The sequence below is a fragment of the Marinobacter pelagius genome (assembly GCF_900114925.1).
Lineage (GTDB): Bacteria > Pseudomonadota > Gammaproteobacteria > Pseudomonadales > Oleiphilaceae > Marinobacter > Marinobacter pelagius.
Window position 1 is genome coordinate 253,977 of sequence record NZ_FOUR01000001.1, and the last position, 16,925, is coordinate 270,901.

Here is a 16,925-nt window from a genome sequence, read left to right on the forward strand (position 1 = left end):
TCCTGCGTTCTTGTCTTTGTTGTCACTGGAACTGTCAGGCCCGTTACATCGGGGCCCGTTGTCGTGGGTCTGAATGCGTTGTTCGCGCTATCGCAACCTCCTGCTGACCATGGTCAGCCCAATCATCGGGACAGGGAGTCCCGGAGAATGTTCTTGCGGATCTTGCCGGTGGCAGTCTTGGGCAGCTCGCCCAGCACCACCTTCCTCGGCGCCTTGAAGTGCGCCATGTTGTCCCGGCAAAAGGCAATGATGTCCTCGGCGGTCAGCTCGTCACCGTCATCAATGGGATTGACGAAGGCACAGGGCACCTCGCCCCACTTCTCGTCGGGCATGGCCACCACCGCCGCTTCTGAGACTTTCGGGTGCCGGTAGAGCACTTCCTCCACCTCGAGGCTGGAGATGTTCTCGCCGCCGGAGATGATCACGTCCTTGGCCCGGTCCCGGATTTCAACGTAGCGGTCGGGGTGCATGACCGCCAGGTCACCGGTGTGAAACCAGCCATCCCGGAAGGCCTTGTCGGTAGCGTCCGGGTTCTTGAGATAGCCCTTCATCACGGTGTTGCCCCGGATGCAGATCTCACCCATGGTCCTGCCATCGGCCGGTACCGGCTCACCACTGGCCATATCGAGGATGTCTACGTCGTCCAGGCCATGGGTGGGCACGCCCTGGCGGGACATTTTCACGGCCCTCTCTTCCAGGGGCAGCGCCTGCCATTCCGGCTGAGGCACGCACAGGGTGGACGGACCAAAGGTTTCGGTCAGGCCGTAAAGGTGAGTGATCTCGAAACCGATTTCCTCCGCCTTGCGGATCACGGCGCTGGGGGGCGCGGCGCCACCCAGGGCGAATCGCGCGCGCCGTGAGAGAGTCAGGTTCTCACGACCGAGATCCTGCACCAGCATGTTCATGACCACCGGGGCGCCACACATGTGGGTCACGCCGTATTCCTCGATCCGGCGATAGATCTCCCGAGTATCCACTTCCCGCAGGCAGACATGGGTGCCGCCGACGGCGGTGATCGCCCAGGTGTAGGCCCAGCCGTTGCAGTGGAACATGGGCAGGGTCCACAGGTAGACGGTCTCGGCGGTCATGTCGAAGGCCATGGCGTTCGACATGGCGGCCAGGTAGGCACCGCGATGGTGGTAGACCACGCCCTTGGGATTGCCGGTGGTGCCGGAGGTGTAGTTCAGGGTGATGGCATCCCACTCGTCGTCCGGCTGCGACCACGATGCCTCCGGGTCACCCTCCGCGAGCAGGGACTCATAATCCAGTTCCGCCAGTCCTTCGCTGGCGCCGGCCTTGCGTTCGATGGCCACCAGCAGTGGCGGCACCTCGAGCTCGGCAATCGCCGCCCGGACCTGGTTTTCCCACTGGGTGTCGTAGAACAGCACCCGCGCCTCACCGTGGGCGAGGATGAACGAGAGAGTGCCGGCGTCCAGACGGATATTCATGGCGTTGAGCACCGCCCCGGCCATGGGCACCGAGTAGTGGGACTCGAGCATTTCATGGCTGTTCGGGCACAGGATCGCTACCGTGTCGCCGGGGACAATACCCCGGGCGCGCAGGGCATCCGTCATCTGCCGGCAACGGCGATACAGATCCCGGTAGGACAGGCTCATGTCATCGTCGATGACCGCCTGCTTGTCCGGGTAGACCCGCGCCGACCGCTGCAGCAGAGTCAGCGGGGTCAGGGCGGAATGGTTGGCGGCGGTCTTGTTCAGGTTCTTGTACTTGTTCATATCGCACCGTGTTGGACTGTCCGGATTACTTCAGAAAGCCCGGATTGTTGATTCGCAACCGGGCCTCCGTCATGCCCTTCAGAACCGATCTCAGTTCCGGATCATCGCCATCGAGCCGGCGGTCACGGAGGGCCCGGGCGAGAGTCTGCTCACCCTGTGAAGGGTCATCCGGCAACTGGTGTCCGGCCAGGAATTGCGACAGCGACCGGTCGGTGGCGTCAGGCTCACCCTGCGCCCGCTGCTCGATCTCCCGGATGGCCATGCCCATGGCGTTGGCGATCATCAGGGCCTGGTATTTCTGTTCCCCCGCCAGATCCGGTACCAGGGAATCCAGCAACACCTGGCGGGCCTCGGTCAGCAGGTCGCGGCTATCCGGCTCGTTGATCATTGCCCCTCCTCCAATTCCGGAATCTGGTTCAGCAGGTCGTATTCCATCTGGGCCACCATGCGCCCGGTCAGGGCCAGCTCCAGTGAGCGCTGTTCTCCGGACATATGACGGCGTGCCTGTTGCAACGCGATCATCGCCCAGCGCACCAGCGCCATGACTTCCCAGTAGCTGACTGCAGCCGGATCGATGTCGGCGCCACTCACTTCCCGGTAACTGGCCAGAAGATCGTCTTTGTCGCCAACGCCACCGACTTCCCGGTCATCACCACCGAAGCGCCAGCTGCGGCAGCAGAGCCAGCCCAGGTCCTCGCAGGGATCACTCCAGGCGGCAAATTCCCAGTCCAGCACCGCAGTCAGCTCGTCACCATCCACCATGTAGTTGCCGGTGCGGAAATCGCAGTGGCACAGCACCGTGGGACCGGGTTCCGGCGCGTGGTCCTCGAGCCAGTTCAGGGCCCATTCCAGCACCGGATGCGGTTCCCCGATTTCCTCCAGGTAGCGGCGGTACAGCGCCACCCGGCTCAGGGCCGGATTGCTCCCTGTCGGCATCTCGAGAAAAGCCAGCGAATCCATCGGCGGCCGCACTGTGTGCAGCCGGGCCAGCTCGGCACCGAGCCGGCGCACCAAGTGCCGACGCTGATCGTCGGTGAGATCACCCTTGACCAGTTTCCGTGGTGAGGCGGTACCGGATGCCCGGCTCATGACATAAAAGATACGGCCGCTGACTTCGGCGTCCTCACACAGCCAGAGCGGCTCCGGAGCGGTAACTCCGGCGCCGAATGCGGCCTGCAACACCCGGAATTCCTCCGGCCGGGACAGACTCTCCGCCACCCCGGAGGGGGCGTCCTGCCGGACCACGAATTCCTGCCGGCCCGGCCGGTCGCCGCCTTCCAGCTCCAGGGTTAACCCGAAGTTGTCCTGGATGGCGCCCCCGGAGAGCTTGCTGAAATCGATGACCCGCGCGTTGCGGGCACCGGTCTGCCGGACAATAAAATTGCTGAAGGTGTCGGCCAAAGCAGACATCAGGGCTTCACTCCCCAGTGCCAGAAATCGGTGCGCTCCGACAGCAGCAGCTTCGAGAACACCATCTTGTGCACTTCCGAGGCACCATCCACCAGGCGGGCCTGGCGGGCATAGCGGTAGATCCACTCCAGCGGTGTATCCTTGGAATAACCCCGGGCACCACAGAGCTGGATAGCCGTATCGACGGCCTTATGCAGGGTATCCGCCACCGCAACCTTGGCCATGGACACGTCCTTGCGGGCAAAGTCGCCCTGATCGAGCTTCCAGGCGGCGTGCATGGTCAGCAGCCGGCCGATCTGGATCTCCATGGCGGCCTCGCCCAGCAGCCACTGGACACCTTCACGCTGGGCCAGGGTCTGGCCGAAGGATTCACGCTTCTCGACATAGTCGGTAGCGATTTCCAGGGAACGGCGGGCCAGTCCCAGCCAGCGCATGCAGTGGGTCAGACGGGCCGTGCCCAGACGAATCTGGGTCACCTTGAGGCCGTCGCCCACTTCCATCAGCCGGTTCTCGTCGGGAATCTCCAGGCCGTCAAAACGGATCTCGCAATGACCACCGTGCTCCTCCGGCCCCATGATCGGAATGCGGCGGACCACTTCCCAGCCCGGATCGTCCTTGTGGAACATGAAGGCGCTCAGGCCCTTGCGGGTATCGTCGGAGGTACGGGCAATTAAAATGAAATGGGACGCCTCTCCGGCCCCGGTGATGTAATGCTTGTGACCATGGATCACCCAGCTGTCGCCCTTGCGGGTGGCGGTGGTCTGCATCATACCGGGGTCCGAGCCGCAGCCGGGAGGTGGCTCGGTCATGGCGAAGGACGACCGGACCCGGCCCTCCACAATGGGCTTGAGCCAACGCTCCTGCTGGGCCTCGGTGGCTACCTTGGCCAATACGATCATGTTGCCGTCATCGGGCGCTGCGGAGTTGAACACCACCGGTCCGAATATGGATCGGTTCATTTCCTCGTAGCAGGCCGCCATGCCGGAGATATCCAGGCCCTGGCCACCGAGATGTTCGGGAATCTGCAGGCACCACAGACCCTGCTGTTTGGCCTTGGCGCGCATCTGCTCCAGATATTCCGGCGCAATGTTCTCATGCTCGTCATAGGCGTCGGGGTTCTGCTCCAGCGGTAACAGCTCCTGTTCCACAAAGTCCCGGATGCGTTTCCGGTACGATTCGTTCCTGGGATCCAGATTGAAGTCCACAGCCTGCTCCTTACAGCGAGGATTGAAGATGGCCGCCATCCACCACGAGGGTGCTGCCGGTCATGTAGTCGGAAAGGTCCGAGGCCAGCAGCAGCAATGGCCCGCTCAGATCCCCCGCCTGCCCGAGGCGGCGCTGGGGGATCCGGCGAATCATTTTCTGGCCGGGCTCGGTCGCGAAGAAATCACGGTTCAGATCGGTCTCGATGTAGCCGGGAGCCAGGGCATTGACGCGAATGCCATAACGGGCCCATTCCAGCGCCAGTGCCCGGGTCAGCTGCTCGACACCTGCCTTGGCCGCCGCATAGGGTGCCACGTTGCCGGCCACCCGATGGCCAAGGATGGAAGAAATCATGATGATGCTGCCGCCCCGGTTGATGGCGGACAGACGACGGGCGGCCTCATTAGCCACCAGCCAGCAACCCTTCAGATTTGTATCGACTACCTGGTCCCAGTCGGAACCGGTCAGGTCCAGCGCCTTTTTGCTGGTGGCGACGCCGGCATTGGAAACCACCACATCCGGAATGCCGACGTCATCGGCCATGGTGTCGAAGGCTTCGGTGACACTTGCCTCGTCGGTGACATCCATGGTGACCACATGGATCCGACCGGCATGCTCGGGAAAACAGCTCTTGAGGGACTCCAGCGCCTCGCGGCGGCGGCCACTGACGATGACCGTGGCGCCCGCTTCGAGCAGGCACCGGGTAAAGCTGTGGCCCAGACCGCCAGCGGCGCCGGTGACCAGTGCGGTCTTGCCGCCAACGTGCAGGGACCAGTCTGTATTGCCAGGGTTCGTGTTATTGGAATTGTTCATATCTCGACCTCCGGAACCCAAAAATAGAACGAGCGCTCGAAATATTCAAGCCCCAATTTCCGGAAGGTGGCGCGCGGACACGATGAACCCGTAAAAAAAGATCCATTCAGGAAATGACAATCGGGACATCGTTCAGAAAGTTCCCGTAACAAGAACTATTTTTAAGACGTTTTCGAAATAGTTTTCCTCCCCAAAATAGATAAACAGAATTTACAAAACCGCTGTCGTCAATATTTTGTCGCCCATTCCTGCCTGTGAAAACGACAGATCTGCCTGGTGCTCCCACTGGGAATCAAGCACTTGACGCACACCTGTCTATCCCGGATTCACACCAAATTCCATACATGTAAATCAAGCCGACAATTCAAAATTATCATTGTGTAACAGGCATTTAATTATTTGTTTCGGTACGTTTTAAAACTGTTTCAGGGCCGCCGGAGGAAATTTTTCCAGAGCCCGAAACAGGAAAAGGACTGCAGGAAAACCGGTCGTGTTCGCACCGATTCACAACGCGGTGAAGGACCATTTTTTGCAGACACGAAGCCAGGACATAACGGCTTTGGCTAACAACCTCAGAAACACCATTTTTTTGACGTTTTCCGGAAAGCAACACCGAAACCGGTAACAACGGTACATCTTTCCGGAACAACAAGGGAGCGGATAACCATGCGTGTAAGCATATTTGGTCTGGGTTATGTGGGTGCCGTTTGTGCGGCGAGTCTGGCCCGTCGCGGTCATGAGGTGGTCGGGGTGGACGTTTCCCCGGTCAAGATCGAGCTGGTGAACAGCGGCAAATCGCCGATCGTCGAGCCGGGCCTTGAAGAGTTGCTGGGGGACGGCGTTCGCGCCCACCGCATCAAAGGGACCACCGAGGGAATGGCCGCTGTACTGGAAAGCGAGATGTCCATGATCTGCGTCGGCACACCCAGCAAGCCCAATGGCGACCTGGATCTGACCTTTGTTGAGAAGGTTGCCCGGGACATCGGCACGGCGTTGCGCGAGAAGGACGCCTGGCACCTGGTGGTGGTTCGCAGCACCGTGCTGCCGGGCACCGTGCGGGACGTGGTTATCCCGATCCTGCAGGAGGCCTCGGGCAAGATCGCCGGGCAGGACTTCGGTGTCTGCGTGAACCCGGAATTCCTCCGGGAAAGCACGGCTATCAAGGACTACGACCACCCGCCCATGACCGTGATCGGGCAGCTGGATGACCGCTCCGGTGAACTGCTTGCGGAACTCTATGGCGATCTGGATGCGCCGCTGATCCGCAAGCCCATCGAGGTGGCGGAAATGATCAAGTACACCTGCAACGTCTGGCACGCCACCAAGGTCAGCTTTGCCAACGAGATCGGCAACATCGCCAAGTCCATGGGTGTGGACGGCCGGGACGTCATGGACGTGATGTGCCTCGACAACAAGCTGAACATCTCCCGCTATTACATGCGCCCCGGCTTCGCCTTCGGCGGCTCCTGTCTGCCCAAGGATGTCCGCGCCCTCACCTACCGGGCCAATCAGATGGACGTCAAACATCCCCTGCTCAGCTCCATCATGAGCAGCAACAATGAGCAGGTGGCCAAGGCCTTCAACATCGTGACCGGTTACGGCCGCCGCAAGATCAGCATGCTGGGCCTGAGCTTCAAGGCCAACACCGACGACCTCAGGGAAAGCCCCCTGGTGGAGCTGGCCGAGCTGCTTATCGGCAAGGGCTATGACCTCCGGATCTTCGACCGCAACGTGGATTACGCCCGCACCCACGGTGCCAACCGGGAATACATCAACCAGAAGATTCCCCATCTCTCCAACCTGATGGACAGCGATCTGCGCGGCGTGGTCGAGCATGGGGATGTACTGGTGGTCGGCAACAACGACGAGCTCTTCGAAACCGTCATCGCGGAAGTGCCCGAAGGCAAACGGGTCGTGGACCTGGTGGGTTTCATGAAAACCACCACCAACGGTGTGCTCGAAGGCATCTGTTGGTAACACCCGCGCCCCGGCACCCCAGTGCGCCGGGGCTCCTTGTGAGCAGACCTTACTGATGAACCCTGGAGAACCTCGGCCATGTCGATGATTCCGGACAACCCTTTCTCTCGTGCCGGTGGCTGGTGCCTGTACCTGGCGGCATTGGGATCGCTAGCGGTCGCCCTGCCCAGGGAGTTCATTGTCCCGGGCGGCGCCCACTTCATCCTGCTGATCGGCGGCATCGGCCTCTGGCGTTACTCCGTGGGCATCACCCATTTTGTCCGGGGCATGTACTTCCTGCATCACGCCTACCCGATCCTGCGTCGCAAGGCCCGGAAACTGGGGGACGAGGGTGCGCCATCCCATGTCTTCCTGATGGTGACCAGCTTCCGGATCGACGCCGCCACCACCGCACAGGTCTACGAGTCGATCATCCGCGAAGCCATCGACTGTGGCTGGCCGACCACCGTGGTCGCCTCCATCGTGGAACTGTCCGATGAAATGCTGATGCGCTCGCTCTGGCGCAAGCTCAACCCACCGGAGCGGGTCCAGCTGAACCTGGTCCGCATTCCCGGCACCGGTAAACGCGACGGCCTCGCTTATGGCTTCCGGGCCATTTCCCGCGCCATTCCCGATGACAACGCCATCGTTGCGGTGGTCGACGGCGACACCGTCCTGGATCCCGGTGTGGTGCGCAAGACCGCCCCCTATTTCAAGCTGATGCCGCGGGTGGGTGCTCTGACCACCAACGAATTCTGCGAAGTGAAGGGCAGCTACCTGATGTCCGAGTGGCACAAGCTGCGGTTCGCCCAACGGCACATCAACATGTGCTCCATGGGGCTGTCCCGGCGCGTGCTGACGCTGACCGGCCGGATGTCGGTCTTCCGCGCCAGCGTGGTGACCCGTCCGGAGTTCATCTCCGACGTGGAGTACGACTCCCTCAAACACTGGCGGCTGGGCCAGTTCCGGTTCCTGACCGGCGACGACAAGTCCAGCTGGTACAGCATGATGCGCCTGGGCTACGACACCTTCTACGTGCCCGATGCGTCCATCCACACCGTCGAGCATCCACCCGATCCGAGTTTCATCCGCTCGGCCAGGCAGCTCATGTTCCGGTGGTATGGCAACAACCTGCGCCAAAACAGCCGGGCCACCAAGCTGGGGCCGGGCCGCCTGGGGTGGTTCACCTGGTACGTGCTCTGGGATCAGAGGATCTCCATGTGGACCAGCATCCTGGGTCTGACCGCCGCGATCGTGGCAGCGATCAAGTACTCCGGCGTGATCCTGATCGCCTACCTGCTCTGGATCGGCCTTACCCGCCTGGTGCTGAGCGCCATGTTGTTGGCCACGGGGCACCCGGTGGGGCCGGCCTACCCGCTGATCCTGTACTTCAACCAGATCTTCGGGTCGCTGATGAAGATCTATGTGTTCTTCCGGCTCGACCGGCAGTCCTGGACACGCCAGAAGACCAGTTACAGCACGGATTCGGCCTCGTTCCAGCAGCGCATGAACCGCTGGTCATCCCGGATCATGACGTTCTCTGCCAGCAGCGTCTTCCTGGCAACCGTCATGTTCATCGTGTGACGCCAACCGCGCCACGGGGAATCAAGCATTAACAAAACAGCCAACATTCAAGGGTCAAAGTAATGAACACGGCAGCGATAGCACCGCAGTTTGTACACGAATCCGAAGCACAGAGGCAGTTCGCCCGGGTCCGCATGCCGGCGACACTCTTCCTGAAACTCGACGGCGCCCCCGTGCGCTTTCCACTGGAAGATCTGTCTGCCGGTGGTTTCTGCATCCGCCTGGGCAATGAGTCCCTGCGCCGCGGGAAGGTCTATAACGGCCGGCTGGTGTTCAAGGTGGACGGCATGGACATGGCGGTGGAAGTGGAATTCGTGCCCAGGAACCTCGGGCACGACAGTGACCGCTGTGGCTGTGAATTCCAGAACCTGGGCCAGCGCGAGGTCTCGGTCCTGCGTTACCTGATCACCTCGTTCCTCAGCGGTGAACTGGTCTCCGCCGGAGATGTCCTCAACACCCTGTCCCGGGAGAACTTCACCAAGGCGCGCAAGAGCAAATCCAGCCAGGCCCTTGGGTTCTTCGCCAGCGCCCGGGCGATGGTCGTGAGCCTGGTGGTGATGGGGATTGGCCTGATCGCCGTTACCTTCATCGGCTACCAGCTCTGGCAGATCTACTTCGTCACCAAGGCGGAGACCGCCATGGTGGCCTCCGAGGACATACCGGTCAGCCTGCCCAAGGACGGCAAGGTCACCACCCTGGTCAAGCCCGGCGACCAGGTCGAAGCCGGCCAGCCGATCGCCACTTTCGATGCGCCCATGCTCTCTTACGTCAACGAACTGGTGGGCAACGGCAATTACACCGTCGAGCAGATCGAGGAACTCCTGGGCCAGAGCGTCCGGGGCACCCTGACCAGTCCGTGCGACTGCAAGGTGCTCAACCTGCTGCCGGCCAAAGACCAGTACATGAGCAAGGGTGAACAGATCGCGGTGCTGGTCCCGACCGACGCCTCTGCCCACATCATCGCCCGGTTCAATTTCACTGAAGGCGAAAATCTGCAGGAGGGCCAGAGCGTCACCCTGCACCTGGCCGGTGGCGAGACCCGCGCGGGCGCCATCGAATCACTCTATGTCGACGCCGAGACCCCCAACCAGCCGGGCACCGCCATCAACGCCCTGATCCAGGCGGAGGAACCCATGCCGCTTGAAGCGGTGGGCCGCCCCATCGGCGTGACCGTTGACGTCATCCAGCTGTCCGCACTGGACGGCATCGTCGACCGAGTATCCGGCAACTAATTGGAGCCCAGGTCATGATCCACAAGGCATCCACAGCCATGCTCCTGCTGATGGGAATCGCCGGTTGCAGCGGCCTCCCGGACATGCAGCGCGCCGAGCAGGAGGCCGCCGCCGGTAACCTCGGCGCGGCCCGGGCAGAGCTGACCAAACTCGCAAAGTTCGGGCTTGCCGACGCCCAGGTGGAGCTCGGCGACCTGTACTCCGACGAGGAATCCGAAGAGGCCTTCGGCAAGGCATTGCACTGGTACCAGGCTGCGGCCGAGCAAGGCAGCGACCGGGCCCTGAGCCGGCTGGGCAAGCTGTACGCCCGCGAGGGCAAAAGCGTCAGCCAGCGAGCCAAAGGCGAGTTCTACCTGAAAAAAGCCATGGCGGCGGGCGATGACAGTGCGCTGATGCCGCTGATCGAGCTCTACCTGGATCGCCCGCAGGAGTTCCCCAAGGCCGACCCGATGCAGTGGATCCAGCGGGCACGGCAGAAAGGCGACCCCTCCGGTGATCTTGCCCTGGCGCGCTACTACATCCTGAACGGTCAGCTACAGGCCCGGGCCGGTGAAATCGTGTCCCTGTGCGAGCCGATCGCAGTGTCCCATCCGGACTGCCTGGTGATCCTTGCCCGGGTCTACCTGGCGGACGGACACACCGAGCGCTTCAACGCACTGGTGGCCAGGGCCCGCAAGGCCTGGGAGCAGGGCGAGATCGACGATCGCGACCTGTATGTATTCGCCCGCTGGCTGTCCGACGACGAATCACCCGCCAAGCAGGTCGCTGTAACCAACGAACTCTACCAGCTGCTGATTCCGGACTACGTACCCGCAATCACCGGGCGGGCCCGCCTGATCATGGATAACACCTACCTGGCGGACGCCGAAGAGGTGATCCGCCTGCTGGAGACATCCCGCAGCCAGGGGGACCTGAAGGCCTCGCTGACACTCGCCCGGCTGTATGAGCGGGGACGAATTGTCCCGATTGATGCCCGCAAGGCCATCGAGTACGCCAGCGAGGCGAGCGAGCGCTACCCCTCGGCGGACTACCTGCTGGGCCGGATCTACAAGCGGGGGTACCTGGGCGAGCCGGAACCGCAAAAGGCACGGGACCATTTGCTCAAAGCCGCCCGGCGCGGCTACGCCAAGGCGGATTACCTGCTGGCCGAAATGTTCTGGGAGGGCAAGGGCATCGAAGTGAACAGGCTGTACGCCTGGTCCTTTGCCCTGCTCGCCACCGATGCCGGTTTGCCACGGGCAAGAGAGCTTCTGGTGGAAATGGTGCCCCAGATGCCCAGGGCCCTGGAGCAGGCGGCTGAAACACTGGCGAACCGGGAACTGGCAGCACGCCGCCAGGCCACCGGCGCTTCAGACCAAACAAACAGACAACGTCAGGGGGGCTAACCCACATGGCAACGAACGGAACCACCGGAATGGCCGGACTGATGATGGTACTCGGCTGCCTGGGCACAACAGCCAGCTGGGCACAGGAAACCCGGGACAGCGAAACCGACGTGTCCTATCCGAGGCTTCTGGATTACAACACCCGGGCCAAGCTCAGCCTGATCAGCGAAGGTGACCGCAGGCTCGGCACCACCCCCGGCTCCAGCACCAAGTCGGACGAAGTGGCATTGGACCTCAAGCCCGAGTGGGTTTGGCAGCTGTCACAGCACTGGCGCTCCAAACTCCGCCTCCAGGCCTTCGGGGCCACCGGCCAGGTGGACGTCAGTGATGAAATCGGCGGCACCGAAACCGACGCCTTCTTTGCGCTCAGGGAGTTCTGGTTCGATTACAACGGCCTTACCGACTACCCCGGGGAATCCATCCGTTTCGGTCGTGAGCGACTGAAAGAGGACACCGGTATGTGGTGGGACGATGACATCACCCTGACGCGCTGGATTTTCGACACCACGCTGCTGGACGCCACGGCAGGTATTGCCAACAAGGTTTCCGAGGCACGCACCGATGTCAGCGAGCTGCCGGTCGAGGAACAGGACATTGCCCGGGCCTTTGGTCAGACCCGGTGGCAGTGGCACAAGGACCACTACCTCACGTTCCTTGTGACCCATGCCGAGCGCTACAGCAATGACCGCGACCTGGCAGCCGAGGCCGACAATGGCTTGCCCGGGCGGGTGACCGACTCACTGACCTGGGCCAGTGCCCGGGCGGATAACGCCTACTTCGACTGGCACTCCCACAGCCGGCTCCAGTACCTGGCGTCAGTGGCCGCCGTGACCGGTGACCAGTCCCGCCTGACTACCACCGAGACCGGATTGCTGTCCCGCCAGGAGCAGGATGTCAGCGGCTGGGCTGCCGATATCGGCCTGCGGGCCCAGCTTGTGGACAGCCCACGCTGGACCGCGGGCGTCCACGGTGCCATCGCCTCCGGTGGTGACAGCGCCGACGAATCCGACGCCTTCCGCCAGACCGGTCTGGAAAGCAACCGGTCCCGGTACACCGGTACCCGATCCCAGGTCGCCCGGTTCGGGGAGGCCTTCCAGCCCGAGTGGAGCAACCTGAAGACCATCACGGCCTACACCGCCCTCACCAACCGGAACGACTGGGCGGCCAACCTCATGTACCACCGCTACTGGCTGGAAGACCAGGCCGGCACGGTGACCTCGGACCTGATCGAACCGGGATTCACCGGCACCAGTGACGACCTGGGCGAGTCCGTCGATCTGGTGCTGGGTTACTACGGTGATGACGGCGCTGCCTGGAACACCTTTGACGTGCGACTGCGCGGCGGCGTTTTCTTCCCGGGCGACGCCTATGGTCCAGACGCGGACGACGCCCGTCATCGTGTCGTGCTCGACGTAGCGAAGCGATTCTAGGGAAATGGCCATGAAACACCATCAACTGTTGCGCCTGCTGCCTATTTATACCTGCGTCCTGCTGATACCCGTGGCGGCTGCGGCGAATCTGGAAACCCGGCTGGAGCCATCGGAATCCGCGCCCCAGTACGAGCTGGAGGACTATCGGCTGCAGGTAGTACCGGGCGAGGAGGTGGCCACCGAGCTTCCGGAACTGCCGGACGTATCGCAATACAGCCGCGATGCAGTGGAGCAGCAGCTGGCCCAACGGCCGGAGAATGCTCCACGGGTATCCGTACAGCGCATCGGTGAGATTCCCGCCCTGGGGGACTTCGTTGATCAGGGCCGGGCCCGGGAATGGGTGATCCGCCAGTATTCCCATCCCAAGGCGATCCTGGTGGAGGCCGGACGGACCACCCTCGATGACGTGTACCGGCAGGTCGGCAATCCCCGCTACATGGAGCGCAGCGACGACGGCTCCTACACAGTACGTCTGCCCCTGGTGGTGCAGCCGGAAGCGACCCTGGTGATCCGGGACGAGACCCTGCGCCTGTCCGAGGAGCGGGGTGCGTTCATGGCCAATGACGGCTGGCTGTTCGTGATCGACAGCACCATCACCGGCTGGCGGGAGAAGGCGAACGGGCCAGCCACCTTCATCAGGAAGTCCGAGTTCCGACCGTTCTTCGTCAGCTGGGGCGGCAGCGAGACCTTTGTGCTCGGCTCCACCTTCCAGCACCTCGGCTACAACCAGAGCAAATCCTACGGCTTCACCGTGGCTCAGTACTCGGAGTACGACAACAAGCGGCTTCAACGGTCGGCGCCAGAAGCCTGGCTGGTCGAGTCCACCTTCTCCGGCATCTATTACGGCTTCTACTGCTACGAAGCGGAGAACGTGGCCATCGTAAACAATGTCTACCACGACAATATCGTCTATGGCATCGACCCGCACGACTACTCCAGCCATCTGCTGATCGCCGGCAACGAGGTCTACGGCACCCGGGAGAAGCACGGCATCATCATCTCCCGGGAGGTGAACGACAGCTGGATCATCAATAACCACAGCTACGAGAACGGCCTGTCGGGCATCGTGCTGGACCGGCAAAGTCGCCGTAACGTCGTCGCGAAAAACCTGGTCCATGACAACCAGGGCGACGGTATCGGCCTGTACGAGTCACCGGACAACCTGCTGTGGGAAAACCGGTTGATGAACAACCTGCGCAACGGCATCCGTGTGCGCAACAGCACCAATGTCCGGGTCTACAACAACGTCGCCGCCCTCAACGGCACCTACGGCGTACTCGGTCAGGTCAAGGACCTGAGCGCCACCGACCGGAACTTCGAGGAAGACTACTACCACCAGGCCGTGTCGATGACCATCGTCGGCGGCAACCTGGCCGCCAACGCCAGCGGTCCGCTGGCCTCGGACAACCCCCAGTACCTGGAACTCTATGACGTCAACATGCGCTTTCCGCGCTCGGACGTGGGCATCCACTTCGAGGGCCTGCTGGGCACCTATCAGACCGAGATCTTCGATGCTCTCCTGAACGGGCGCCATGCCGTACGCCTGACGCCGAATCCCGTTTCCAACAACGGTAACGCCGGAGGCTGACCATGGTTTTCTCATCCAATATCTTCCTGTTCCTGTTCCTGCCGGCGTTCCTGGGCCTGTATTACCTGACGCCTTTCCGGCACCGGTCCTGGGTCATCCTGCTGGGCAGTTACGCCTTCTACGCCTGGTGGCGGGTGGACTTCCTGCTGCTGTTTGTTGCGGTCACACTCTGGAACTATGTGATCGGCCTCGGCATCTACCGCAGCGGGATCGGCACGGCCCGGGCCCGGAAATGGGTCGCCGTGGGTATCACCGGGGATCTGGCTACCCTGGGCTATTTCAAATACGCCAACTTCGGCGTGGACAGCCTGAACGGCCTGTTCGTGTCCCTGGGTTATCAGCCGCTGGAACTGGCCCACATCATCCTGCCCATCGGCATCTCCTTCTACATCTTCCAGGCCATTTCCTATGTGGTGGATGTCTACCGGGGCGACACCGAGCCGACCCGGCGCTTCGTCGACTTCGCCGCCTTCATCGCGCTGTTCCCGCAACTGATTGCCGGTCCGGTCCTGCGCTACAAGGATCTGGCGGACCAGTTCGCCTACCGCACCCATACCCTGGAGAAGTTCGGCGAAGGCGCCATCCGTTTCATGCAGGGTTTCATCAAGAAGGTGTTCATCGCCGACTCGATCGCGCCGCTGGCAGACAGCGCCTTTGCCCTCTCCGACCCGAGCACGGCGGACGCCTGGCTGGGCATCCTGGCCTACACCGCCCAGCTATACTTCGACTTTTCCGGCTACTCGGACATGGCCATCGGGCTGGGCCTGATGATGGGCTTCCGTTTTGTCGAGAACTTCAACCAGCCCTACATCAGCCAGAGCATCACCGAGTTCTGGCGGCGCTGGCACATCAGCCTGTCCAGCTGGCTGCGTGACTACCTGTACATTCCGCTCGGGGGTAACCGGGGCGGCGTTGTCAGCACCTATCGCAACCTGCTGCTGACCATGCTGCTCGGTGGTCTCTGGCACGGCGCCAACTGGACTTTTCTGCTCTGGGGCGCGTGGCACGGTGGCCTGCTGGCGATCGAGCGGGCCCTGGGTGTGTCCGGTGCACCCCGGAGCTTCCGGATCAGCCGCTGGCTCATGACCTTCCTGTTCGTGATGGTCGGCTGGGTGACCTTCCGGGCCTCGACCATCGGATCGGCGTTCGAGTTTTACAGCGCCATGTTCAGTTTCTCCGGCTTTGAGCTGAGCGGCGCCTACCTGAAGGACATCCGCGGCCTCAACGTGGCGATCCTGATACTGGCCTACCTGATCGTTGTGGTCATGGGTATGAGGGACCGTTTCTCCTGGAGCCTCGACGGGGTCCGTGCCACGCCGCTGCGGGTGGTGCTGCCAACCCTGCTGCTTCCCGTGTTCCTGATGGCGGTGCTCAAGCTCTCCGCGGAAAGCTTCTCGCCGTTCCTCTACTTCCAGTTCTGAGGTGATGCCATGACCAGGACTTCGAAAAAACTGACCGCCGGACTCTTCATCGTCACCGTCCTGACCCTGGGCGGCCTGTCCCTGCGCTCGCTCGCCAATTACGGGGGAGCCGAAAAGCTCGATCCCATCAACGGCGAGCTGGCCCGGGACCTGGAGAACCACTACGACGAAAGGTTTCCGGTTCGCGACCTCGGGACCAACATCTGGGCCGCGATCAATTACCTGGTGTTCGACGAGGGACGTCCCGGCGTGACCATCGGGCGTGAGAACTGGCTGTTCACCGATGAGGAACTGTTCCCGGCCACCGACAACTCCGAACTGATCGACACCAACCTCCAACGGGTGGTCGAGGTCAACCGGTTCCTGCGCGCCCGGGACATTCCCCTGGTGGTGCTGGTGGTACCGAGCAAAGCCCGCATCTACACCGAAAAACTCGGCGATACCCGCCCTGCCCCCGAAATGCAGGCGCTGTACCCCCGGTTCCTTGAGCGCCTGGAATCGGAAGGCATCACCGGGCCGGATCTGCTGGACGAACTGGAGCGGGCGCAGGTGGAAGGAACGCAGGTCTTTCTCCGAACCGATACCCATTGGTCGCCTGCAGGCGCCGATGTCTTCGCGCGCCATGCCTCGGGCTTCATCCGCCATAGCCTGGACGAGCAGCCATGGGGAGAGCAGACGTTTGTGACCACGCTGGGCGAACCGATCCGGCATGAGGGCGATCTGCTCAACTACCTGCCCCTGGACCCGCTGTTCGAGCACCTGGCTCCCCGCCCGGACCGTTTCAACAAGCGCGAAACGGTGAAGGCCAAAAGCGACGAGAGCGCCACTGACCTGCTGTTTTCGGAACAGCAGACTGACCTGGTGCTGGTCGGCACCAGCTACAGCGCCAATCCCCTGTGGGACTTTCCGGGTGCCCTGCGGCGCTACCTGGGCAAGGATCTGATCAACCTGGCCGAGGAGGGACAAGGCCCGTTTGAACCCATGACGGAATACCTCCAGTCCGAGGAGTTCCGGACCAACCGGCCGAGCCTGGTGCTCTGGGAATTCCCGGAGCGATACCTGGCCCAGCCCATTGAATCCGAGCAGGCCCTGGCCTGGTTCGGGAACACCAGCCATCAACTGGCAGCTGCCATCAACCGCAATCCATCAAACCCCGAGGAGCACTGA

13 protein-coding genes are annotated in these 16,925 nt (G+C 62.3%); 8 read left to right on the forward strand and 5 right to left on the reverse strand.

The genetic code is table 11. The annotated features are described in order from the left end of the window. Positions 1 to 122: 122 nt before the first annotated feature. From BM254_RS01145 to BM254_RS01165, 5 genes are read right to left on the reverse strand one after another with little or no spacing between them, the layout of a single operon-like run. Entirely contained in the window at positions 123 to 1,736 is a 1,614-nt protein-coding gene (locus BM254_RS01145; protein ID WP_091997704.1) for a long-chain-fatty-acid--CoA ligase, read from the reverse strand. Between the two features lie 25 nt (positions 1,737 to 1,761). Then, positions 1,762 to 2,124: a DUF6285 domain-containing protein gene (locus BM254_RS01150; RefSeq protein ID WP_091997706.1), complete on the reverse strand. Its 363-nt coding sequence runs from the start codon at positions 2,122 to 2,124 to the stop codon at positions 1,762 to 1,764. Next, positions 2,121 to 3,146, reverse strand: a complete 1,026-nt coding sequence (locus BM254_RS01155) for a phosphotransferase family protein (protein ID WP_091997708.1) — start codon at positions 3,144 to 3,146, stop codon at positions 2,121 to 2,123. Before BM254_RS01155 ends, BM254_RS01150 begins: the two co-directional genes overlap by 4 nt. Beyond that, positions 3,146 to 4,351, reverse strand: coding sequence for an acyl-CoA dehydrogenase family protein (locus BM254_RS01160; protein ID WP_091999091.1), 1,206 nt, complete (start codon positions 4,349 to 4,351; stop codon positions 3,146 to 3,148). Before BM254_RS01160 ends, BM254_RS01155 begins: the two co-directional genes overlap by 1 nt. 10 nt (positions 4,352 to 4,361) lie before the next feature. Further along, positions 4,362 to 5,162, reverse strand: a complete 801-nt coding sequence (locus tag BM254_RS01165) for an SDR family NAD(P)-dependent oxidoreductase (protein WP_091997710.1) — start codon at positions 5,160 to 5,162, stop codon at positions 4,362 to 4,364. Between the two features lie 666 nt (positions 5,163 to 5,828). Here BM254_RS01165 and BM254_RS01170 point away from each other — a divergent pair. From BM254_RS01170 to BM254_RS01205, 8 genes are all read left to right on the forward strand, one after another. Continuing rightward, the gene (locus BM254_RS01170; RefSeq protein WP_091997712.1) at positions 5,829 to 7,139 is read left to right on the forward strand and encodes a nucleotide sugar dehydrogenase; all 1,311 of its coding nucleotides are present in this window, start codon (positions 5,829 to 5,831) and stop codon (positions 7,137 to 7,139) included. 84 nt (positions 7,140 to 7,223) lie between these two features. After that, positions 7,224 to 8,702: a glycosyltransferase family 2 protein gene (locus BM254_RS01175; protein WP_245777353.1), complete on the forward strand. Its 1,479-nt coding sequence runs from the start codon at positions 7,224 to 7,226 to the stop codon at positions 8,700 to 8,702. Positions 8,703 to 8,764: 62 nt separating this feature from the next. Next, positions 8,765 to 9,934: a PilZ domain-containing protein gene (locus tag BM254_RS01180; RefSeq protein WP_091997716.1), complete on the forward strand. Its 1,170-nt coding sequence runs from the start codon at positions 8,765 to 8,767 to the stop codon at positions 9,932 to 9,934. 14 nt (positions 9,935 to 9,948) lie between these two features. After that, positions 9,949 to 11,319, forward strand: a complete 1,371-nt coding sequence (locus BM254_RS01185) for a tetratricopeptide repeat protein (RefSeq protein ID WP_091997717.1) — start codon at positions 9,949 to 9,951, stop codon at positions 11,317 to 11,319. Positions 11,320 to 11,324: 5 nt separating this feature from the next. After that, positions 11,325 to 12,749 (forward strand): alginate export family protein, encoded by a 1,425-nt coding sequence (locus BM254_RS01190; protein ID WP_091997719.1) that lies wholly within the window; start codon positions 11,325 to 11,327, stop codon positions 12,747 to 12,749. 10 nt (positions 12,750 to 12,759) lie between these two features. Then, positions 12,760 to 14,337 carry a right-handed parallel beta-helix repeat-containing protein gene (locus BM254_RS01195; RefSeq protein WP_091997720.1) on the forward strand — a complete coding sequence of 526 codons (1,578 nt, stop codon included), beginning with the start codon at positions 12,760 to 12,762 and terminating at the stop codon, positions 14,335 to 14,337. 2 nt (positions 14,338 to 14,339) lie between these two features. Then, positions 14,340 to 15,758: an MBOAT family O-acyltransferase gene (locus tag BM254_RS01200; protein WP_091997722.1), complete on the forward strand. Its 1,419-nt coding sequence runs from the start codon at positions 14,340 to 14,342 to the stop codon at positions 15,756 to 15,758. Positions 15,759 to 15,767: 9 nt separating this feature from the next. Continuing rightward, entirely contained in the window at positions 15,768 to 16,925 is a 1,158-nt protein-coding gene (locus BM254_RS01205) for an alginate O-acetyltransferase (RefSeq protein WP_091997724.1), read from the forward strand.